This window comes from Sinosporangium siamense (assembly GCF_016863435.1).
GTDB lineage: Bacteria > Actinomycetota > Actinomycetes > Streptosporangiales > Streptosporangiaceae > Sinosporangium > Sinosporangium siamense.
The window spans coordinates 294,790-315,708 of sequence record NZ_BOOW01000006.1; the positions used below are offsets into that span (position 1 = coordinate 294,790).

Genomic DNA, 20,919 nt, shown 5'->3' on the forward strand with positions numbered 1-20,919 from the left:
GGCGAGCCGGCCCTATGAGCTGGAGGGGTGCGAGTCGGCGCCGCGAGTGGCGGCGCCAGGTGAGCCCGCCCTAGATGAACCGCCGACGCCGCCGGGACCAGCAGTGTGAGCGGCTGAACTCCGTCTCCCCGAGATGGACGGACCGGCATGAGGTACGGCACTGCCGGGCGCGTCGCCGGCTGCCCGAGCAGGAGAACACCGCCTGCGGCAGGCCGGGCCTGGCCGCGTCGACCGGCTCGGCCGCCGGGTCGCTGAGGGTGGAGGAGGCTATGAGGACACACCGCACCGGGTGTCCCTCGGGCAAGGTGAGCAGGATTTGAATGATCGCTGCCCCGAGCCGCTTGCGGCGCGGGTCGGGAGGATCGGTCTCACCCAGCTCGCCGGCGAAGGCGGCGAGGCGGGCGGCGGTCTTGGCCCCAAGGCACTCGCGGACGTCGGCCCAGTGCTCGGTCAGGGCCACGATCACGTCACGGAATGCCACGGCCACCTCCTCGGAGGGCTCAGGCTGCGCTCCTGAACACGGCTCAATGCGAATCTCCTCAATCATGCTAGACACAACTAAAGGAACGGGGGTGGGTTTCGGTCAAGCCTCCTCCCAAAGCTGGTCATCCTTAGCGGAGTCCGCACGAGCCCCCAAACGGGTGGTCAGAGCGAGGGCCTTGGCGAGCAGAGGGTGGCCGTCGCCGAGTGCCGGCCGGTCGTGGGCGAGGTGGTCACGCCTGGTCAGGGTGTGGACGAGCGCCGCCGCCGAGTCCAGATCGCCCGCCTGCACCAGGCGGACGGCTTGGTCGTGACGCGCCGTCAGGATGTGAAGGTGGGTGGGGTCGATGCCTGAGGCGGTCAAGGCCGCGACCTCGTCGGCATGGGGGCACGGGTCCTCGTCGAGGGCGTGGGCGGCGCGGGCCAGCAGCAGCAGGGTCTCCGCCTGCCCCGCGGGATCGTCGCCGATGTGCGTCTCGGCGCGCCTGACGTCGTGAAGCAGGTCTGCGGCGCCGTCGAACTCGCCGCCCGACATCAGGACGCGGGCCAGCGCGCGCCGCAGGGTGAGCGTCACGGGGTCGGCCTCGCCGCCGCGGCGGGGCGAGGCGAGCAGATCCCGCAGGATGAGCTCGGCCGCCGTGAGGTCGCCCGTGCTGGCGAGCGCCAGGGCGTGCACCCGACGCGCGTCGGCGGCGAGCCGGTGGGACACGTGCTGCTCGAACCACTCGGAGGTGGCGCACGAGTCGGCCAGCAGGCGCAGCGCCGCGTCGGGGTCCTCCAGTTCAAGCTCGATCTCGGCGAGCTTGACCACGTCGAACTGCGTCTTGTAGCCGTGCCGCGGCAGGGATTCGACCCGGTGGCGGTGGGCCTCCGTCAGGTGGTAGCGCGCCTCGGTGGGGTGGCCCGCGGCGAGAAGCGCCTCGGCGAGGGTGACCCGCGCGGCCGCGGTGTTGGCGTTGTCGAGGCCGCCCAGCCGGTCCCGGCGGTCGTTGAGCACCTCCTCGGCCAGCCGCACCCCCTCAACCACCCGCCCGGCGGCGTAGCAGGCGCGGGCCCGCGCCTGCTCGGTGAGAGTACGGCGGCGCCACACGGCGCCATCGTCGCCGCCCTCGGTCCTGCCGCCCTCGGTCCTGGCGCCGTCGCGGTCGCGCCGGGCGTGCTCGATCTCCACCATGGCCGCCAGGGGGCGGCCCGCGTCGAGCAGCGCCTCGCCGAGGTTGTGCCGGGCGCGGGCGACATAAGCCACCTTGTCGTGCTCGGGGAGCGGGGCGTCGTCGACCTGCGCCGACAACCGGAACGACGCCTCGGCCTCGGCGACGTCGCCATAGCGCAGCAGCGCCAGCCCCCGCCTGCTGGCCGCGTCGAGAAGGTCGCGCACCTCGGCCGGCTCCTTGGGCGAGGCGGAGAGCAGATCAACGAGCAGGTCCCCGGCGCGGGCGGCACGCTCGGCGAGCGGTGTGCTCGTGAGCAGCGTGCGGGCCATCATGCCGACCGCCGCGGCCCGTTTGCGGGGCTCGGCTCCGTCGGACAGCGTGACCATGTGCTCGGCGGCGGCGAGGTCGTGCAGCCACTCCCCGGCCAGCGGCACCAGGTCACGCTCGAACCAGTGGGCCGCGAGCGCCGCCGCCTGCCGCTCGGCGGGCCCGTCGAGGTCGCCGGTGAAGGCGTGGAAGGCCAGATCCGACAGGCGGGCCGCGCACCGCTCCGCCCACCCCGGCGGAACCGGTGCGACCGTCAGCGCGGCACCGCGCAGCACCTGCGTGAGATGGGCGGCATATGCCACCACCTGGCCGTTCCAGGCGGCGGCCGCCACACGCCCGCACGGCCCATCGGGCCAGGCCGGAGGTTGCGAACGTGTCGCCCGCCCGGGCTTGGCCCGCTTCTCGGAGTTGGCGATGTCGCCGATGCCGAGCCCGACCTGGGTGACCAGGGTGCGCTCGGCGAGGTGGAAACGCGCGATGTGGAGCAGCCCGAGTGTGGCGTGCGAACGCAGCGCGGCCACCGTGCGCGGCCGGTCGCACTGGCCGAGAGCGGGGAAGCCGGCGAACGCGTGATGGAGCGCGAGTGAGACGAGCACCCGGCGGCTCTTCACCTCGTTGTAGAGCCAGACCGCGCTGCGCCCGCCCGGGGGCACCTGTGCCGCCACATCCTCGGCTCGCACCAGGTGGTATTCCCCTCGCCTGAGCACCCCCGCCGCGGCGGCCCCGATAGCCTCAAGCCGTTTTTCCTGACTTGACACTGCGACCTCTCCCCAAGATCTGTTTAGCTGACTATACCGATGTGGCGGCCCCCGGGGTATGCCGACTTCGAAGGTCTTTACTCAACCTGAAGTCACCCGGAAGACGACCCGCCCGCGACCGGCTCCGCACCTTCGTCATGGAATCCACTGGAAGGGCGAAGGGAGGAGGGCCATGCCGTCGCAGTCGCTGAGTGATCTGCCGGTGGAGCGCGCCCGGGCGGACCTCGCGCGGAGAGGCTGGGCACTGCTCCGCGACCTGCCGTTCACGAGTGCCGCACATGCCCGCACCGAGAACGCCGACACCGGCCCAACATACGCCTACGACGAGGACGCGGTCCGCCGGATCGCCTCATGCTTCGGCATCCCGTCCGACCGGGACGGCGGCCGGACCGTATGGCGGGTCAGCCCGCGCACCCGCCGCGGGCGCGGGACGTTCTCCATGCGTGCCGGGGGAGCGGGATTTCACACCGACTCGCAATATCACAACCGCCCCGAGGATTTCGTCTGCCTGTTCGTGGTCACCCCTGCCGCCCACGGCGGCGACACCCTGCTGGCCACCGAGAGCAGCACCATCGCGGCGCTCGGCCGCCACCCTGACGGCGGCGTCGCCCTCGACGCGTTGTCCCGCCCGGTCTGGCGGTGGCGCGCCCCCGAGGTGTACGGCCCGCCGCCGATGCAGTTCCCCACGGCGGTGCTGCCCGGCGACGGGACGATCCGGTGGCGTGCCGACAACCTGGTGGCCGGGTTGCCCCCGGCCCAGTGCCGCGCCGCCGCGCTCCTTGAGCACTGCCTGACCGGCCTGCTGCGCCCCACCCGGATCGTGCAGCGCCCCGGAGACCTGATCCTGATCGACAACCACCGCACCATGCACGCGCGGACCGCCTTCCACGACCCCGCGCGGCTGCTCCTCCGGGTCCGGCTGTGGGCGGGCCCGTGACGGCCGCCGGGATCGCCTACTCATGGGCGGTCGCCGCGGCCATCGCGGCCACGCGTGTCCCGGCCGACGGGGAGGAGGCCGAGGCGTGGGTGGTGCGGGGATGGGCCGAGGTCGCGCTCGGCTGTGCCGTACTCGGGGCTGCCGAGGCGTTCGCCGGGCTGGATGACGTCGTGCGTGCGCACACGGTGCGCACGGGCGACCGGCACGCCGTGCGCCTGCGCGCCCTGCGGGGCCGGGCGGGAGCCGTACCCGGCTTCTATCCCCGGCACGGGCCGTTGCGGCCGGGCCGGGACGTCAGCCCGTTGACGTGGCGGCTGTGCGGGGTGCTGGGGGAGTTCTGCGACGAGGTCTTTTCCGGAACGGCTCCCGTGCCTTCACGCGGCGTCACCCGCGGGACCGGGAGCCGAGGGGGGGAGGGGGGCGGGGTGGGCCGCGGGGTGCGGCCCGTATGGCCCACCCCGCCCGAGCACGGCGACGAGGCCGTGGAACACCTGCGCTGGGGCGAACGGCTGCGCCCGTCACCCACGTCGGAATATGTGGTGGTGACCCGGCCCGGCTACGAGGGTGCGGTATGGCGCACCTGGTTGCGTCTGCCCTGGCACCCGGGCATGGCGGGCGCGGTTCAGGCCGTTATGGCGGAAGCGGGTTCGTCGGGGGCGTGCGGCATGGCGGACGTTCTCGTCGAGGTGCCGCGGCAGGCCACCCCCGGACAGCGGCGGATCTGGCGCGGCGTCCACGACGGAGCCCACCTCGACCACCTCGCCGCCGTGGGCGGAACAACCCGTGTCGGGCCGAGCGCCGTGGAGTTCGGCGAGGGACTGATGGCGGCCGAGTCCTATGCGATGGCCGTGGAGATCCTCGCCCTCGTGCAGTGCGCACTGGAGGGGGCCGCGGAGGAGGTCTTCTGGCTCCGCGCCGGCCTACGCGAACGCATGGCGAGAATCCCCCGCCCAAGGTACGGCGAGAGCCCGCCCGGCCGCCCCTCCGAAGGCTTCGACGCCCTGCCCCGCCTGGCCGAGACCTACGTACTCGGTCCCCTGGCCTTGCTCACAGGCACACTCGCCCCCGTCTCCCGCGACCTGCTACCCGACTCCCTGACCGAGCCCCTGCACGCCCGCTGGGCGAAAGTGTGCGCCGCCCACCCGGCGGCGGCCGCGCTCACCGAACGCGCAGGTGCGTACCTCGCGCCCCTCCAGTCGGTGCCCGGCTGAGGCCGGCGCATGATGCGCGCTGAGGCGGCGGGGGCGCCACTTCGGCTCACTTCGGCTCCCTCACCGGCGGATGTGTTTCGGTGCCGGTGTGGTGGTTGAACATGGGGCATGCCGGCAGGCGCGGCCCCGGTGGTTTGCGCGTCCGGTAGCCGGTGAGAAGCCCACCCCGGTCGGTCCAGGGGCAGGGACCATACGCATGGTGCACGGTGAAGAGGTCGTCGTGCAGGTTGTGCGCTTGAGACGCTGGTCGCAAGAAGTGCGCGCCGAGACGGCGGTCATAGGGGGCGTGCCGGCGGTCACAGGGGGTGGGCGCCGAGGCGGTGGAGGGCGTCCAGGGCGGCGGTGGTGGGATCGCCTCCTCGGGTGATGAGGTGGACTTCGAAGTCGTCGGCGGCGAGTTCCTTCTCCAACGCCGGCCAGGCGTAGGCGGCGCTTGTCTCGATGGGGAGGCCGCCCCGGCCCGATCCGAACAGTGGCAGGCAGATAGAGCGCAGTGGCGGGTCGAACGCGTGCCGCTCGTCGCGGGCCAGGGCGAATGCCCCGTGCACGGCGCGCATCACGGCTGCCGGTTCGATGGCGTAGTCGTCGGTGTGCGGGCGGGGGATGGCGGTCGCCGCGTGGTAGACGCGCCGGATGCCCTGCCGTACCAGGTCGCCGGACGAGGTGGGCACGACCGTGCCGGGGGCCACGGGGACGCCGAAGCGGCCGTGCTTGTGCATCCACTCGTACAACTCGCGCTGGAGCACGTCGTCGACGACCTCGCCCAGCGCGTTGCGCCGGGCGGCGACGTTGCGCAGGGTGCCCGACAAGGATGATTTGAAGGTCTTGGCCATCTCCATGTAGATGTTCTCGGAGGAGACCACCACGTCGATGTCGCATAACGTCTCGACCGGTTTGCCATGCAAGGTGAGGGGCACGTCACGGCCCCGGTGGGTGACGGCGAGACGGAAGACCGGCCCCGTGGGAGCCGGTCCGGTCGAAGGTGGTGTGCTCGCCCGCTGGCAGAGTTCGAGGATCTTGTCGGCGACGTGTTCGAGGATCAGCCGCTCATGATGTTTGCGAAACCTTTCGACGCTCACGCCGTACACCTCGGCGGCCTTGCGGCGGCGGTCCTGCGCGGCCATGTCGCGTGTGCCGGGCGCGGTGCCGAGGGTGAACGCCGTCGCGTCGGCGAGTGTGCCCTCGCCGAGCGCCGCCACCACGCGGTCGAGCAGCGTGGTGATCGTGGTGGGCAGCAGGCCGTCGGCGGTGGGCAGGCCGAGGCGGTCGGCACACGAGGTCAGGGCGGGGAGCGGCGCCTGGCGGAGTCTGAGGAGACCTCGCTCCCGCAGTGTCCGCAACTCTCCGATCAGGTCGGTGTGTGGCAGCTCCGGGGACTCAGGCATGTGGTAATCGTTCCACTCCGGGGGAGGCGCGACTAGGCTGCTCGGTCTGCGCTGGTTTGTGGAGCGCTTGCCGGAACTCATCGAGCCTGGCGAATACTCACAGCACCTTCCGTAATTTGCATTTCGGCTTTTCCGGACTGCAAGGGCGGAATGCGACAACCTCCTAGAGGCGCAATGTGTGCGTGCAGCTGGCGCATTGCACACGATATGCCCTACGAGGGTGGAACGGCGGATCGTTCTGGGATGGACGGACGGGTCGCGGAGGAGTGGGTTACGTCGAGGCCGCGCGCCCTGCGGGTGCGGGCGATGTCCGGCAGCGAGCGGTGCTCGTGGTCGAGGCGCAGTGCGGCCGATCCGGCCGGCGCGGACTGCAGGCAGAACGCCTGGAGGGGGCCGGTCGGGACGAGGTGCCGGATAGGGGTGTCGCGTAACGCTTGAAGAGCGTGCTTTCCGGATATAACTCATGTGCGCCGTTGATCAATTCGGCGAGTCCGGGCCCTGCCATGCCGTGGGAGAGTTCACGTGCGACCTGCCGCCAATAGAGTTCGGCGCTGAGGGTGCCGAAGCGTGGGAGACGACTTCGATCGGCGCCGATGTCCCCTAGGAGAGCGTCGTTCTTGGCCTCGGAATCAAAAACCTGGGCGAGAGCGGTGAGGACGCCGTACCTTCTGACAATGTCATATGTGATCATTAGGCGGTCGCTTGATACTGGTGGGACACCGTTTGTCGGTCTATAGCGATATATCTCGGTGCCGATCCCTGATTTCTCTCGTCGATGATCAGCCAATCACGCTCACCCATGGAACGGGCATACCAGTATTCTGGTTTGCGCCCTTAGGGTAGGTCTCTGTCGTCGCATATTAAAGTCGGCATAGTCGTTTCGAGCTACCTGGGTTTCCCGTGAGCTCAAGGTATAGGCAGGGTGGTCTGTGGCGACCGATCCTTTGATGCTCTATGTGCCGTTCGTCCCGAGCAGGGGCCCGCAGCCGTTTCACGTGGACTTCGAAGGACCTCCCGAGCCGAGGGGCGGCCACACCGTCAGAATCGGCGGACACGCCGTCGAAAACGTCGTCGTGAACAAGGCCGGCCTGCGGCGCCGCCGGGGTTTCGCCGCCGTGGACAGACGGATGGCGCGCGACGTCGAGGACCCGCACCCCGGCACAGTCGAGCGGGAGAGCGGCGACACCTGCACCTTCCGCGCCACCCACGGGGCGTCCGCGCAGGGCTCGACGGCCGCCCGGTCCGCCGACTCGACATTGCATTTCGCCTCGGCCGCGCGGGTCAGCGCCGGCGGCGGCCGTTTCCCTGAGCGCGGCTTCCACCCGGGAAGGGTGCTTAAGCCGCTGCTCGCTCTGCTCGCCATGAAGGGCGTGGTCGACCCGGGACTACTCGGGCGGGAGGAGTCGTGCTGACATGAGTGAGGTTTCCATTGACCAGATCCTGTTCGCCTGGGACGACCCAACACTGACGGGGCCCCGCGGGCTCGGCCCCGTCGCCACGTCACTGCCACCCGCCGAGGTGGTCAAGTGGGAACAGCGGCTCCTGTCGCCGGACTGGGCGGCGGCCGAGGCCGACCAGCACACGACAGGGGAGGCGGCGCTGCTTCTGCTGCGGTTCGAGCAGGAGGCCGCAGTAGTGTGCAAGAGGTCCGTGCGCGACCCGCACGGATGGCGCGGGTCCACGGTCGCCCACGCCCTCGTCGGCCCCGCCCACCTGCTCACCGCCGAGATCGCCCTCGGGCTGGCGCCCTGGGCGGGGTGGATCGAGGAGGACGACCGGTTCGCCGGGGAACGCGTGATGGAGGCTGTGCCGTACGACGCGTTGCGGCTCACCGCCCGCGCTGGTCTCGTCGAGGTGCGCAATCGGGCGCGCGCACGCTCGCGTCACCACCTGGCCGAGCTGTTCGAGCTGGTGCTTCGCGACCCCGAGGGCTGCTTCACGCTGATCCGGCCCGAGGGCGACGCCGCCGAGCTCGTCTGCGCCGTCGTGGACGTCATGGGGGAGTCGCCGGCGGTGCCGTGGACCTTCGCGACCCGCGAGGCCGTCGAACCCTGCACGCCGAACCGGCCACGCATCGTCGCCGTCACCGAACCGCCCAGGCCCGACCTCGCCGCCACCGGGCACCGCGCCCGACTCGGGGCCGCCTCGATCGGGGTTTCCGGCGTGGCGGGCTCCGGCGACGACATGATGCCCGACCTCGCCATGGCGCTGGCTGTCGCCTACCGCCACGGGGGCACCGAGCTCGTGCGGGCGCTGCGCACCCGCGGGCCGATCTCCACCTCCGACGACGCACTCGACTGGACCCCGTCGTGGGCGGGCATCGTGCGGCTGATGGCGCTCACCGCGGCCGAGTCCATGGCCTACCAGGAGACGCGCGCGCTGCACGCCTGGGCCGCCCGTGCCAAGGAGAACTGGGCCGAACTCGACTCCGCCGCGCTCGCCGAGGTCATCGACGGACTCGCCGCCACCGGCGGCGACTTCGCGGAGGTCGCCGACAAGGCGACGGCGGTAGCCGTACAACGCTTCATGACCGGTGTCGGCGACGAGCAGGCACTGCGCGGCGCCCTCACGCGGCACCGGCCGCCGGCCTTCCTCGTGCAGGCCGAGTTACGCGCGTTAGCGGCCAGGGCCACCCAGTCCGAGCGGCTGCGTTACATCGAACGAGCCGTCGCGATGGGGCTGGACTTCGACACGCCCGAGGTCAACGGCCTGCTGTCCGCAGCGCCTACGGCGGAGCTGCTCTCGGCCGTCGCCCGATGCGCAGAGTTGTCGCCGGACCTGGCGCTGCTGCTCATGGAGCGGGCCGCCGCCCGGCAGGACAGCATGCGTGAACGCGACAAATCCATCGCTGCCATGACACAGCACGACTTCCTCGTGCCTGCCGTCGAACGCGTTGAACCTCGCGACCTCGCCACCCAGTCACGCATCTTGCAGTGCATGCTCGCCGTCTCGTACGGCGAAGCCTTGGCGGACGCGTGGGTCATCCGGGAGGTCATCCAGAAGTCCTCGGGAGCACCTGTGCTGCTCCACGCGATGATCGCGCAGGTGCGGGATCCGAAACTGGCCACGCTGATCCTGGAACACGCCGGCACCCGGTGGTTCGCCGACCAGGGGCTGCCGCCGCCCAGCCGGGCGCTCAACTCATCTGAACCCGCTCAAAGCCTCACCACACAGCAACAGCAGCAGCCCGCGCGGCCGCTCGGCGCCCACCCCTTCAAGCGGTGGTGGTGGGACGGCGACACCTTGACCCGGCTGCTGGTCGGTGGCGCCGGTGTCATCGCGGTGGTCGCGCTGCTGCTGGTCGTGGCCGCGGTGGTTATCGGGTTGCGGATCCTTTAGATCGCGAGCACAGGGCCGTCGTGCTTGGGGACGGCGGCCCGGGGATTGTGGTTCCCGTTGTGCTTCAACCGGGTGGTGGGATTGTCGGTGACCCCTGGTAGAAGTGGTGCGCACGGCACGACGCGGAGGGGAGCCCCTGGTGGAGGACACCGCCTTTTACGGTGATGTGAGCGCGATAGACAAGGTCTATGCCGGGCTGCCGGTGGTCTCCTCTCCCGAAGACGACGAGACACCGCTGCCTCCGGCGCGCGGGGTCGCGTGGCGCGTCGCGGCAGACATTGACGGCGAGGTCAACTCCGACGACTTCGCGACCCGGTTCGAGAGGTTGCTGAGACGCGTCGATCCCGCTCGGATCCAGGCGATTGTGGTGGGGATGTGGGCCGAGTTCGACGGCAGCTCCGCAGAGGTGGTGAGCCTGCTCGCCGAGGCCGCCGACCGGCTTCCCGCGTTGCGTTCGATCTTTCTCGGGGCGATTCCTCAGGAGGAGAATGAGATCTCCTGGATCGAGCAGAGCGACATCACGCCGCTCCTCACCGCCTTCCCTCAGCTGGAGCGGCTGGACGTGCGGGGTGGCAACGGTGTGTCGCTGGCGCCGCTGCGGCACGAGTCCCTGCGCGTGTTGCGGTTCGAGACGGGCGGCCTTCCGGTCGAGGTCCCGCGCGCCGTGCTCGACTGCGACCTTCCCGCGCTGCGGCACCTCGACCTGTGGCTTGGCTCCGACAACTACGGGTGCACGGTCACCGTCACCGACCTGGGCCCTCTGCTGTCCGGCGAACGTCTTCCCGCGCTCACCCACCTTGGGCTGGAGAACAGCGAGTTTCAGGATGACATCGCCCTCGCCGTCGCCCATGCGCCGATCGTCGCGCGCCTTGAGTCGCTGAGCCTCGCCCTTGGGGCTTTGAGCGATGAGGGAGCTGCGGCTCTCCTCTCAGGTCAGCCCCTAACCCACCTCAAACGGCTCGACCTGCGCCACCACTTCCTCAGCCCCACGATGGCGGCCAAGGTTGAGAGCACCTTCGGCGGCACGGGTGTCGATCTAAAGCTTGGCGACCGCTGCAGGTCCTACGGGAACGACAGCAGGCGTTACATCACGGTCTCCGAATGAGCTCCGCCGTGCCTGTCTCGCCTTCCGCCGGCGCGGCCGGGATGCCTCCGGTGGTCCCTGGGACGTCCTTGTCCGAAGGAGGGACGGCTGACCTGGAGTGCTCACGCTCGGCTTCGCCTCCGTCCGTGCCCCCTCGGCCGGCCTTGTCCGAGGTGCGCGCCGCCTCGCGTTCGGTTGACATGAACGCCGTCGTCGGCACTCACGACCTGCTGCTGGTCACCCTTGACACCCTGCGCTACGACGTCGCCGCCGATCTGATGGCCCGCGGTCGCATCCCCAACCTCCAGCGTGCCCTCCCCGGCGGCCACTGGGAGAAGCGCCACACCCCCGGCAACTTCACCTACGCCGCCCACGCCGCCATGCTCGCCGGTTTCCTGCCCACCCCCGTCACCTCCGGTCCCCACCCGCGCCTGTTCGCCGCCGCCTTTCCCGGGAGCGAGACCACCGCTCCCGGCACGTGGGTGTTCGATGCCGCCGACCTGCCCACCGGCCTCGCCGCCGCGGGCTATCACACCGTGTGCATCGGGGGAGTGGGGTTCTTCAACAAGCTGACGCCACTGGGCTCCGCGCTCCCCGGGCTGTTCGCCGAGAGCCACTGGTCACCGTCGTTCGGCGTCACGTCGCCGACCTCACTGGAGGAGCAGATCGCCTGCGCCTCGCGGACCGTCGCCGGGCTTCCCGCGGACCGGCGGCTGTTCCTGTTCGTCAATGTCTCGGCGCTGCATCAGCCCAACTGGTTCCACCACTCAGGCGCCGACCGGGGGGACACGGTGGAGTCGCATGGGGCGGCGTTGGAATATGTGGATCGCCATATCGGGGAGTTGTTCGCGCTGATGAGTTCACGGCGAAGGTGCTTCGCGATCGTCACCTCAGACCATGGCACGGCCTATGGCGAGGACGGTCACGTGGGCCATCGCCTGGGCCATGAGGTCGTGTGGACGGTTCCTTATGGCGAGTTTGTTCTGGAGCAAGGTTCGTGGAAGTAACGAGTGGCCCCTACCAGGGGTATGTCTACGCTTATCCCCATAAAACGGCATATCGTCAGTTCGCGCCGCGTCTTGATCTGCGTGACCTCTGGGCGGCGGAGCCGCGTCGGAAGGCACTTTTCCTCTACATCCACATCCCGTTCTGCGAGATGCGATGCGGCTTCTGCAACCTGTTCACCCGGACGGGGGCGCCCGAGAAGCTCACCCAGGCTTACCTTGACGCCTTGGACAGGCAGGCTTCCGCCGTACGCGCCGCGATCGGAGACGACGCACGCTTCGCGGTGGCCGCGTTTGGCGGAGGCACACCCACCTATTTGAGCGCGGGAGAGCTGGAGCGCCTGTTCGACATCGCGCAGAAGGAGATGGGGGCCGACCTCCACACCATGCCCCTGTCCGTGGAGACGTCCCCCGCGACAGCCACCCCCGACCGGTTGGCCGTGCTTCGTTCGAGTGGGACCAACCGGGTGTCCATCGGAGTCCAGAGCTTCATCGACGCCGAGGCCCGAGCCGCCGTCCGCCCTCAAAAGCGGGCGGAGGTAGAGAAAGCCCTGACCGCCATTAGAGCGGAAGGCTTTGAACGGCTGAACATCGACCTGATCTATGGCATCGACGGCCAGACCTCGACGTCATGGCGCTATTCCCTGGACGCGGCGTTGGCATGGCGTCCTGAGGAGATCTACCTCTATCCCCTGTATGTCCGCCCGTTGACCGGTCTGGGACGGCACGCCGTGGACTGGGACGACCAGCGGATGACGCTATATCGCGAAGGACGCGACCATCTGCTGGCCGAGGGATATGAACAGGTGTCGATGCGCATGTTCCGCCTGCCCGGAACAGGTGGGGACGCCGGCGAATATTGCTGCCAACGAGACGGCATGGTCGGTTTGGGTGCCGGCGCCCGCTCCTACACGGGCGAGGTGCACTATTCCTTTGACTACGCCGTGGGGGCCCGGCACGTCCGCGCCATCATCGACGACTACGTAGGGCGCCCGGCCGGCGACTTCGCCTACGCCGAAGGCGGGTTCCACCTGAACGACCACGAACGCCGCCGCCGCTATCTCATCCAGTCACTCCTCCAAGCTGAGGGCCTGGACCGCGAAGCCTACCGAGAGACCTTCGGAACGGACGCCGTCGCGGACTTCCCCACGTTGGAGCGTTTTGCGGACACCGGCTGGTTGACCGCCGACGCCGAACGCCTGGCCTTGACGGCGGAAGGTCTGGCCCACTCCGACGCCATTGGCCCGTCGTTGTTCTCACCTGCGGTGCAAGCGCTGATGAACACTTATGAGGGGCGTTGAGATGGCTCCGCTGACCATTCTTTACCGCGGGCCTTTGTCGAGCTGCGACTACGACTGCGCCTATTGCCCCTTCGCCAAGCGCCGCGACACCCCCACCCAGCTACGCGAAGACCGTGCCGCCCTGGAACGCTTCACAACATGGGTGACCGATGCTCCCGACCAGCTCTCGGTGTTGTTCACCCCTTGGGGAGAGGGCTTGGTGCGATCGTGGTACAGACGGGCCATGGTCACCCTAAGCCACCTGCCCCACTTGGACAGAGTCGCCATCCAAACCAACCTGAGCTGCCGCCTGACCTGGCTGACCGAAGCCGACCTCAGCACCCTGGCCTTGTGGGTCACCTACCATCCGACCCAGGTCAGCCGTGAGCGCTTCGTGGCCCGCTGCCGTGAGTTGGCGGAGATGGGAGTGCGCTTCAGCGTTGGCATCGTGGGATTACCGGAGCACGTGGAGGAGGCCCGGCGCCTACGCGATGCATTGCCCCCTGAAATCTATCTATGGGTGAACGCCGCCGAAGGACACGTATACACAGATGAGGACGCCGCTCCCTGGCACGACCTCGACCCACTGTTCTCCTACAGCCGCCACCCGCATCACAGCCTGGGCAGGCCCTGCCGTACGGGGGAGTCCGTCATCTCGGTGGCCGGCGATGGGACAGTCCGTCGCTGCCACTTCGTCCCCCAAATCCTCGGCAACCTGTACGACAACTCTTTCCGCTCAGCCCTCCGCCCCCGCGGATGCCCTTTGGCTGTGTGCGACTGCCACATCGGCTACGTGCATTTGGAACCGCTGGGCCTCTATGACGTGTACGCCGGAGGCGTGCTCGAACGCATCCCCCACGCCCCGCCGGGGGGCACGGCGAGGACGCGAAGTGTTGGTTGACGGTGGCCTGTCTTGGCCGGATCGCGGCTGACAACTATCGGGAGATCGGAGCTATTCGCTGCCCTGGTGTATCCAGCCAGATGTCTATGCCGGCACCAGCACTTACCGTCAAACCGAACCGATCTCTGGCCGGCCTGCCCAACCTGATCCACTCTAAGTAGGCCGCCTCGAGCTCCTCCCACAGTCGGCGAGAGCCGTATTGGGTGACTGTGTGCTTGTCCTCACCGTCCACCGCTTCACAGGTGGCCTGTGCGTCACTTTCTAGATCACGCAGCATGGTCGTGTGCACTATGCGACTCTGCCGCCGAACTCGCGAGACTTGCACCTCCACCCGAGGCAGCAGGGCCGCAAGCAGGACGGTCGCGCCTTGGTCGACCGGGTTGTCCGATAGGGAGCTGATGGTGCGTGGATCGAACAGCGTTGTTCCAACGAGAGGCTCACCGGCGGGTTCAGACCATGATGAGTGCCGCTGCCCCCGGAGCAGCATGTAGCCGCAACTGCCGTCGAAGCGGCCGACCGCAACCCCGTCTCCCACAACGTCCAGCCGCAGCCGATGACCACCTGAGAAGGATGTGACGGGAGGCAACCAGGGAAGAACGATCACCCCGCCTGGGCGTGCCTGCTCGATCCAGGCGGCGGGGACGTCGCGGACCCCACAGGTGACGTGGATGCGATCGTAGGGAGCATGTTCAGCGAACCCTTGCTCCCCGTCTCCTGCGGCGACGGGCGGATCAAGACCGGCCGAGCCCAGGTTCGCCCGTGCGATCTCCGCCAGGTCCTTGTCGATTTCGACCGTCACAACTCTGTCGTGACCAAGCCGCCAGGCCAGCATCCCGGCCGTCCAGCCGGTCCCCGTCCCGACCTCCAGCACGCGATGGTGATCGTGCACATCGAGGAGTCCGAGAAGAGCCAGCGACTGTGACGGCAGCGTCAACGACGACGTCGGCATGCCCGAGGGATCAGCAGGATCTGTCGCCCCGTCGTCCCGCTGGGTCACGATCGTGGTGTCGGAGTAGACCGCTTTCAACCAGTCCCCGGCGTCCCGTCTTCTATCGATAGCCCGTTCTTTCCCCTCGGTGAACGGCACCGCCCACCCGGTGGTGGGGACAAAAAGGTCACGCGGCACCTCGAACAGCCCGGAGTACCAGACCCGACTCCGCCAATCGTCGATGGGCAGAATGCGTTTGCCAGTGAGGTAGTCGACGAGAGAGCCGATCAGCTCCCGGCGCCGGACGTCCGACCATTTCAAGGGGACTTCCTCACTCCTCTTCCAGGTCGACGCCGGGGTCACAGCCGGGATTGCATGAAGGTTCGCACGGGTAGCATTGCCCGTCGTTGTGTGGCCCGCACATTCTGATCTCTTGCAACGCCGCGGCAATCTTGTCGGCGGCAGGCCTCATCCTGTCGAGCGCGTTACGCAAGCCCAACTCGCGCACGTCTCCGACAGCCATCCATCGCGCCAGTGGACATGGCGTGACCTCCCCGTTAGGAAGCACAGCTGCCGACCGCAGCCCGCATGCCCCACAGAGTTCGGTGATCTCGGGTGCCTTGCGTTGCGGGCGGCCAAGCAAGCGGAGCCTGTCTACGCCGATCTCAGTCACGCCCATCGTGGTGAGCAGGTCCTTGGCCTGCTCGATTCGCTGCCCCTCTAGAATGTGCACCATCCCTATTCTCAGCGGGATAGAACGATCGAGGACACGGACGATGTTCTCCTGGGTGCTCTTCAGTGTGTCGCGACCAGTAATCTGCCGGTGCTCGCTCTCGTCATCTGAGTAAAAGGAGCACGCGATGCGCACTCCTGGCAGCGCGAACACCTCCAGCAGACGGTCGGGAAGGTGGGCCAGATGGCTGTAAACCTCCACCTAAAGGCCAAGCCCGAGGGCATGCCTAATCAGGTCCTCCAGCCCCTGATAGAGGGTCGGCTCGCCTCCGATCATAGAGATCGTACGCGCCCCGAGCCGGGCAGCCTGGTTGAACGTTGCCTTCCAGTCGGCAACGCTCATAGTTCCGTCATTTCCGTCCGGTCCTGCCGAGGCATAGCAGTGAATGCAGCGTAATCCACATCTGGTAGTTAACTCGGCCCATAGGAAACGCAGACTCGCAACTGTGGGTTGTGCGGGGAGCGGTGGAGCGGTCATCTGGTGACATCCTCGCGACACGGCGGCCGGATAAGAACCTCGCCCCATCAGGGCTGATGAGGCCGCACCACGACGGTCCACCACGCCCGCCGCCTCCGTCAAGCCCCTCCGAGGTGTGGTTTTTAGGGCCATGTATACCGCTTATCAGGAATACCAGAGCCTCAGAATAGTTGAAAGTCAGCTGTTTACGTTTTATGGAGAATATTTGGCGTTGAGCGATTCGATTAGGTCTGCTTGAGGGGGGAGTAGTCGTCCGGCTCCACGCCGAAGGTCCAGGCGACGCCGGCTCGGGCGGTTTCGGTGGACGGGGGGACACGGAGCCAGTAGCGGCGGGAGGTGCCGTCGGGCTCGGGCGTGGAGTTGACGACCTCCACCATCACTACGGGCTCGTCGTTGGGCATGTCCACCCGCCACAACACGCCTGTCTCGTCCTTCTGGACGGGCTTGGCGCCGGTGTCGGTGAGGTAGCGGTCGAAGCCGTAGTGTTCGAGCATGACTCGCCGCAGCTCGGCGTTGTCCTGCTCCCTGATGTCGGCCGGGGTGGCCGTGGGCAGGGTGGCGATGAAGTCTCCGGGGACGGGCATGCCGCTCCACGCGTGCAGGGCGAACCCGCCCTGGTAGGCCAGCGCCGGGCCGTCGCCCCGGTGGAGCCGGGCCAGCTCGTCGCGGTGGAGCTCCACGGGGAGCTCGGCCGCGATGACCAGGCGCTCGAACGGCCACCACCATCCGGCTGCCCGGGTGACCTCGGCCAGGGCAGCCAGCCCCTCGGGCCAGGCGGCCTCGGTCGCCCCCCCACCTTGAACCAGACCGTCGAACACCGCCAGCCAGGCCGCGTCCTGGTGGCCGAGGATCGCGTCGAGGGTGGCCTCGCGCAACATCCGGGCCTTGGCGTCGTCCTGCTCCGGCACCAGTTCGCCGATGGCACGCCGGACCTGGGTCACCAGGCTCGACGTGGGCGGCCAGAGACGCCCTCCGGTGAGCGACCAGGCGTGCGCCCACCCCTGCGGGCCCAACTCGGTCACGGCAGCCGACCGTGCCGCCTCCCACGGGAGGTCGCGGACGACCCGGCGAACGCTCTGCCCCGCCTCGGCCGCCCCCACCAGCTCTCGCACCTCGGCGACCATCGCGGCCACCGGACCCTCGGTGAACCCGCCGAGGTCCTGACCGGTGACCAGCAGTGCGGCGATCGCTCCATGAGCGGGCGAAGGGACCCACACCACGCGCTCCGGCGAGGACAGGCCGGCCGTCTGGTAACTCCGGCGAATGCCCGCTTCGGCCCGGTCGCGATCGGCGCCGCCGGTGGCGAACGCGACCGTCGACCATCTGTCGGCCGCCTCCACTAGAGCAGCGGCGGCGTCAAAGGAAACCAGCGTCCCGGCGGGAGCGGACGAGGTGGAGGGGGTGGCGCTCATGGAAAATCTCCAAGGGGGTCTACAGGGTTTCAGGACTCGGGACTCATTGAACGGATCGTCACCTGCGATCGAGACCGGCGGTCAGTCGGCGACCATGCGCACCGAACCCGGGATGTATTCGCGCTGCCTCACCACGCGATACCACCCCGGGGGGAGGGAAATCGGGTCGTGCTCCTCGTGGACCACCCTCGCGGCGGACGTCACATGCAGATGCTGGGGGAGCATCGGATCGGGGTCGCGCAGCAGCGTGCCCTGCCCCACCACCGCATGCGCGTGCCCAGTCGCCTCACCGAGCGCGAGAACAAGCCGCCCACGCCCGTCGCGCGGCACGGAGGGCAGCGTGTGCACCGACGCCGGCACCGACTCCTCGGGAACAGGCATGATCAAAATATCGCCCTGACGGAACATCCTTGCCTCCTGGATCAACACTTCCTGGATCAACACTGCGTCGTGACCTGACACGGCAAGTTAGCCGCCCTCACCGACATTTCCCGGCGGGGTCGAGAACGGCCCGGCGAGCGACGGCGAGAGGCTTCGCGGTGGGCGGCCCGGCCTGCCGTTGACCGAGCCGCGGGCCCGAGGACGCCGAGCCGGGGCCGGGTCAAGGGCCGCCTGGTGGAAAGGCTGAGCCGTACGCCCGAGGACGCCGAAGTCGATCAAGGCGGTGGCCTCTCATGGCCGAGCCCTGCGCCGAGAAACGCCGACCTGGATCAAGGCGGTGGCCTCCTGTGGTCGAGCCGTACGCCCAGGAACGCCGACCTGGATCAAGATTGGCTGCTGCCCGCCCGAAAAGGCATGGCGACCGTCGATCACGCCGTGGTTGGATGCCGACTATGAGTTCCTACATGGTCTCGCCGCCCCCGGTTCCGTAGCGGAACCCCCCTGTCACGCTCCCCAAGCGAGCGATTTCTGACATCTCACGGCCCGTGATGTCCCTCCGGGCCGTTCCAGGCATGTCTGCAAATGCCTGGACTTATAGGCGTCGAGACTCATGGAGAACCCTTGAGTGTGAACGTTCATGCCTTGTCCGTACGGCAAGGCCTAATTTGCGTGTTTATCGCAGCAACAGCGTGGGGCACCGGTGGCGCCGTGGCCGCCATGCTCTACGACGTGAGTGGCCTCGGCCCGATAGCCGTCACCTTTTGGCGCTTCGCCGGAGCCGTCGCACTTCTAGCCCTAGTCGCCCTCTTCGTACGGCGTAGCCACACAATCCCCCAGCCGGCACCCAAAGACCGATGGCGGCGGATCGCCATCACCGGAACCGGTCTGGCCATCTCCCAGGCGACCTACTTCGCCTCCATCGAGTTCGCCGGGCTTGCCATAGGCACGGTCGTCGCCATCGGCTTGTCCCCGATCCTCATCGCTGTCGGAGCCCACATCTTCCTCGGCGAACGACTCGGACGACTAGGACTTCTCACCACCTCCGCCGCCCTGGCCGGCCTAGCCCTCCTCGTCGTAGGCGGCACCGTCAACCCCGCCCCCGCCCCACTCCTCGGCCTAGCCTGCGCGGTGATCTCCGCACTCGGCTACGCCGCCGCCACCCTCGCCAACCGCCACTCCACCTCTACCGGGCCGGCCGGCGGGTACGGCTCAGCCGTGACGTCCACCTTGCAAGGCTTCGCCGTAGGTATGGTGTGCCTGCTGCCCCCGGCGTTGATGGAAGGGATCTGGCCTCCGACGGGCGACATGGGGCACACGGTGGCCCTGATGGCTTTCCTCGCGGCGGTTCCCACCGCTCTCGCCTACCTGCTGTTCTTCGCCGCCCTGTCGGTGGTCCGCGCGGCCACCGCCTCGGTCATCGCCCTCATGGAACCGGTGAGCGCCACCGTCCTCGCCGCTCTCCTGTTGCAGGAGCACCTCACCGTCGCCGCTCTCGCGGGCGCGGCCGTACTGCTCGGGGCGGTAGCCGTACTGATCGTGGGTGAACGCCGGGCGGCGGCCCGGCGGCCGGTGGCGGCTCCGGAGCCGATGCTGCGCTGATCTGTGAGTGATTTCGGGGGCGGGGTGGTTGTTTCTGGTGAAATCACCCGCCCCCGAACAGCGGGAGTGTGGCGCACGGCGATGCGATAATACGGCGGGCAATCGCCGGAAGGATGTCACCGAGGATGCCTTGCCGGACTCGGTGGTGGTGGCGTTGACGACACCTGATCGACATCATGACGCCGCAAAGGGGAGGTCCCGTGTCCATACTTTTGGGTAAGGACTTGCTGTGGAGCGGATTCTGCCACGGTGGTTCGCAGTGTGCCCTGCCGCATCGACTAATCTCACACTTTCCTCAGCGCATTCAGGACGCGAGAGTCGATCCCGATGACATGGTGGAGCTTCTCTTCGATTTTATTGACTCGCCCCTAGATGTCACCGATGACGCCACACGCGCCACGTCGGTCCTGATACGAGCCGAGGCGGAAAACCTCGCACGTGTCATCGGCGACCCCGATGTCCGCCAGCGGATAGTGGACCACTCAGACCTCGATCGCTGCTTCGGCAACGCCATCACCCACGCGAGGGACTTCCTGGGATCTTATGGGCTGGACGTCGCAGAACCCATGGTCAGCATCGTCGACACCCTTCCACCGCCATTCGACGGGCACCCATATGCCGTGCGCGCCGTGGACAAGGGCGACCATCGGCGGTATGGCCTCCAAACGGGCCTTTATCTGGTCGCTGACCAGATTCATCCGCTGTCCACCGAAGTGCTTATCTGTCGTGAGATAATTCGCGTGGCTCTCGGGGAAAGCTCTCCTCATCTTATGGGGCGCGGGCTTGAAGAGGGCATCGCGGAGCTCGTCGGTGCTGTTATTCTGAGCTATGACCTCGTGGGGGCCATGCCCACGCTGTGGATCGAGACTTTTCATCGGCTTTCCGGCGTCTATGACAGGCGCCGAGAGCACTACGATGACTTTCTACGCATGGCCTACCTCGTTTACATAAATTATGGCCTGACAGGCCTTATGGAATTGTTGTCCGGCGGGCGAGAGGCGATCAAACAGGCGGAATCCGGTCTGCTGAGGGGCGAGATCCCTCAATTGCGCACTTCATCGGAAGGCACTCCCGAATATCCACCCGATCTATCGGAGCTCATCGATCGGATAGTCCTGGTCGTCCCTCGTTCCATGATCGTCAGCCCGGTGGCCCGTGTCGTAGCGGATCACGTGTCCCCCGGAGCCACCGTGAAGGAGATCGCGCATGCCACCAAGCTGTCGGAGGCATCTGTGGCGGAAGGACTCCAAGAACTCTCCGCTTCGGTGATGCTGATCGAACGCGACCCAGGAGGGCTCGTGGTCGCGGCGTCCGATCTCAATATGTATGTGAACACCGGCACGTTGCGCTACACCCCAACCCCATAACCACAGCTAAGGCGTGTTCGTCGACATCCACATCGCCCCGCAGACCGAGGAGGAGCTCAACACAGCCACGCCAGCGCAACCGCCCAACGATAAGTTTGAGTGATCGCACGTTTCCTACTCGGCGGTTGTTCGTGAAAGCGGTCCTTCGCAACTTTGGGTGAA

Annotated in this window: 19 protein-coding genes; 10 read left to right on the plus strand and 9 right to left on the minus strand. The window is 68.1% G+C overall.

Going from position 1 to position 20,919, the window contains the following annotated elements:
- Positions 1–70 precede the first annotated feature (70 nt).
- Positions 71–481, minus strand: coding sequence for a hypothetical protein (locus Ssi02_RS03240; protein ID WP_204020837.1), 411 nt, complete (start codon positions 479–481; stop codon positions 71–73).
- A 102-nt stretch (positions 482–583) separates the two neighbouring features.
- Positions 584–2,719, minus strand: coding sequence for a tetratricopeptide repeat protein (locus Ssi02_RS03245; RefSeq protein WP_204020840.1), 2,136 nt, complete (start codon positions 2,717–2,719; stop codon positions 584–586).
- A gap of 172 nt (positions 2,720–2,891) precedes the next feature.
- On the opposite strand from Ssi02_RS03245, the gene Ssi02_RS03250 reads away from it, so the two are divergent.
- On the plus strand, positions 2,892–3,656 hold the full coding sequence (locus tag Ssi02_RS03250; RefSeq protein WP_204020842.1) for a TauD/TfdA dioxygenase family protein: 765 nt from the start codon (positions 2,892–2,894) through the stop codon (positions 3,654–3,656).
- Complete coding sequence (locus tag Ssi02_RS03255) at positions 3,653–4,867, plus strand: hypothetical protein (protein WP_204020844.1); 1,215 nt, start codon at positions 3,653–3,655, stop codon at positions 4,865–4,867. The genes Ssi02_RS03250 and Ssi02_RS03255 overlap by 4 nt, the downstream gene beginning before the upstream one ends.
- A gap of 296 nt (positions 4,868–5,163) precedes the next feature.
- Here Ssi02_RS03255 and Ssi02_RS03260 read toward each other — a convergent pair whose 3' ends face one another.
- On the minus strand, positions 5,164–6,252 hold the full coding sequence (locus tag Ssi02_RS03260) for a macro domain-containing protein (RefSeq protein WP_204020846.1): 1,089 nt from the start codon (positions 6,250–6,252) through the stop codon (positions 5,164–5,166).
- A gap of 271 nt (positions 6,253–6,523) precedes the next feature.
- Positions 6,524–6,943 carry an effector-associated domain EAD1-containing protein gene (locus Ssi02_RS39705; protein ID WP_373870076.1) on the minus strand — a complete coding sequence of 140 codons (420 nt, stop codon included), beginning with the start codon at positions 6,941–6,943 and terminating at the stop codon, positions 6,524–6,526.
- Between the two features lie 238 nt (positions 6,944–7,181).
- On the opposite strand from Ssi02_RS39705, the gene Ssi02_RS03265 reads away from it, so the two are divergent.
- The 6 genes from Ssi02_RS03265 to Ssi02_RS03290 all read left to right on the plus strand — a co-directional run bounded on the left by Ssi02_RS03265 (position 7,182) and on the right by Ssi02_RS03290 (position 13,860).
- Positions 7,182–7,664, plus strand: coding sequence for a hypothetical protein (locus tag Ssi02_RS03265; RefSeq protein ID WP_204020848.1), 483 nt, complete (start codon positions 7,182–7,184; stop codon positions 7,662–7,664).
- Position 7,665: 1 nt separating this feature from the next.
- Positions 7,666–9,591, plus strand: coding sequence for a hypothetical protein (locus Ssi02_RS03270; RefSeq protein WP_204020850.1), 1,926 nt, complete (start codon positions 7,666–7,668; stop codon positions 9,589–9,591).
- Between the two features lie 139 nt (positions 9,592–9,730).
- On the plus strand, positions 9,731–10,696 hold the full coding sequence (locus tag Ssi02_RS03275) for an STM4015 family protein (protein ID WP_239128564.1): 966 nt from the start codon (positions 9,731–9,733) through the stop codon (positions 10,694–10,696).
- A gap of 179 nt (positions 10,697–10,875) precedes the next feature.
- Positions 10,876–11,682 carry an STM4013/SEN3800 family hydrolase gene (locus tag Ssi02_RS03280; protein ID WP_204020852.1) on the plus strand — a complete coding sequence of 269 codons (807 nt, stop codon included), beginning with the start codon at positions 10,876–10,878 and terminating at the stop codon, positions 11,680–11,682.
- Positions 11,673–12,980, plus strand: coding sequence for an STM4012 family radical SAM protein (locus tag Ssi02_RS03285; RefSeq protein ID WP_204020854.1), 1,308 nt, complete (start codon positions 11,673–11,675; stop codon positions 12,978–12,980). The genes Ssi02_RS03280 and Ssi02_RS03285 overlap by 10 nt, the downstream gene beginning before the upstream one ends.
- A gap of 1 nt (position 12,981) precedes the next feature.
- Positions 12,982–13,860 carry an STM4011 family radical SAM protein gene (locus Ssi02_RS03290; RefSeq protein ID WP_204020856.1) on the plus strand — a complete coding sequence of 293 codons (879 nt, stop codon included), beginning with the start codon at positions 12,982–12,984 and terminating at the stop codon, positions 13,858–13,860.
- Positions 13,861–13,894: 34 nt separating this feature from the next.
- On the opposite strand, the gene Ssi02_RS03295 is transcribed toward Ssi02_RS03290, so the two are convergent.
- From Ssi02_RS03295 to Ssi02_RS03315, 5 genes are all read right to left on the minus strand, one after another.
- Entirely contained in the window at positions 13,895–15,109 is a 1,215-nt protein-coding gene (locus tag Ssi02_RS03295) for a methyltransferase domain-containing protein (protein WP_204020858.1), read from the minus strand.
- A 10-nt stretch (positions 15,110–15,119) separates the two neighbouring features.
- A complete protein-coding gene (locus Ssi02_RS03300; RefSeq protein ID WP_204020860.1) occupies positions 15,120–15,722 on the minus strand; it encodes an SPASM domain-containing protein in 603 nt (200 codons plus the stop codon).
- Positions 15,723–16,130 (minus strand): radical SAM protein, encoded by a 408-nt coding sequence (locus Ssi02_RS39710; RefSeq protein WP_373870077.1) that lies wholly within the window; start codon positions 16,128–16,130, stop codon positions 15,723–15,725.
- 92 nt (positions 16,131–16,222) lie between these two features.
- Positions 16,223–17,410 carry a DUF6745 domain-containing protein gene (locus Ssi02_RS03310; protein WP_239128565.1) on the minus strand — a complete coding sequence of 396 codons (1,188 nt, stop codon included), beginning with the start codon at positions 17,408–17,410 and terminating at the stop codon, positions 16,223–16,225.
- Positions 17,411–17,491: 81 nt separating this feature from the next.
- Positions 17,492–17,818, minus strand: coding sequence for a DUF8820 family protein (locus Ssi02_RS03315; RefSeq protein WP_204020864.1), 327 nt, complete (start codon positions 17,816–17,818; stop codon positions 17,492–17,494).
- Positions 17,819–18,460: 642 nt separating this feature from the next.
- On the opposite strand from Ssi02_RS03315, the gene Ssi02_RS03320 reads away from it, so the two are divergent.
- The gene (locus Ssi02_RS03320) at positions 18,461–19,390 is read left to right on the plus strand and encodes a DMT family transporter (protein ID WP_239128566.1); all 930 of its coding nucleotides are present in this window, start codon (positions 18,461–18,463) and stop codon (positions 19,388–19,390) included.
- Positions 19,391–19,590: 200 nt separating this feature from the next.
- The gene (locus tag Ssi02_RS03325) at positions 19,591–20,757 is read left to right on the plus strand and encodes a hypothetical protein (RefSeq protein WP_204020868.1); all 1,167 of its coding nucleotides are present in this window, start codon (positions 19,591–19,593) and stop codon (positions 20,755–20,757) included.
- The last annotated feature ends 162 nt before the right edge of the window (positions 20,758–20,919 follow it).

Bases quoted from the DNA above. Each gene is read 5' to 3' on its own strand.
- Ssi02_RS03250 (WP_204020842.1), top strand. From the start codon at position 2,892: ATGCCGTCGCAGTCGCTGAGTGATCTGCCGGTGGAGCGCGCCCGGGCG.
- Ssi02_RS03260 (WP_204020846.1), bottom strand. From the start codon at position 6,252: ATGCCTGAGTCCCCGGAGCTGCCACACACCGACCTGATCGGAGAGTTG.
- Ssi02_RS39705 (WP_373870076.1), bottom strand. From the start codon at position 6,943: ATGATCACATATGACATTGTCAGAAGGTACGGCGTCCTCACCGCTCTC.
- Ssi02_RS03270 (WP_204020850.1), top strand. From the start codon at position 7,666: ATGAGTGAGGTTTCCATTGACCAGATCCTGTTCGCCTGGGACGACCCA.
- Ssi02_RS03280 (WP_204020852.1), top strand. From the start codon at position 10,876: ATGAACGCCGTCGTCGGCACTCACGACCTGCTGCTGGTCACCCTTGAC.
- Ssi02_RS03290 (WP_204020856.1), top strand. From the start codon at position 12,982: ATGGCTCCGCTGACCATTCTTTACCGCGGGCCTTTGTCGAGCTGCGAC.
- Ssi02_RS39710 (WP_373870077.1), bottom strand. From the start codon at position 16,130: ATGGCCCTAAAAACCACACCTCGGAGGGGCTTGACGGAGGCGGCGGGC.
- Ssi02_RS03310 (WP_239128565.1), bottom strand. From the start codon at position 17,410: ATGAGCGCCACCCCCTCCACCTCGTCCGCTCCCGCCGGGACGCTGGTT.
- Ssi02_RS03315 (WP_204020864.1), bottom strand. From the start codon at position 17,818: ATGTTCCGTCAGGGCGATATTTTGATCATGCCTGTTCCCGAGGAGTCG.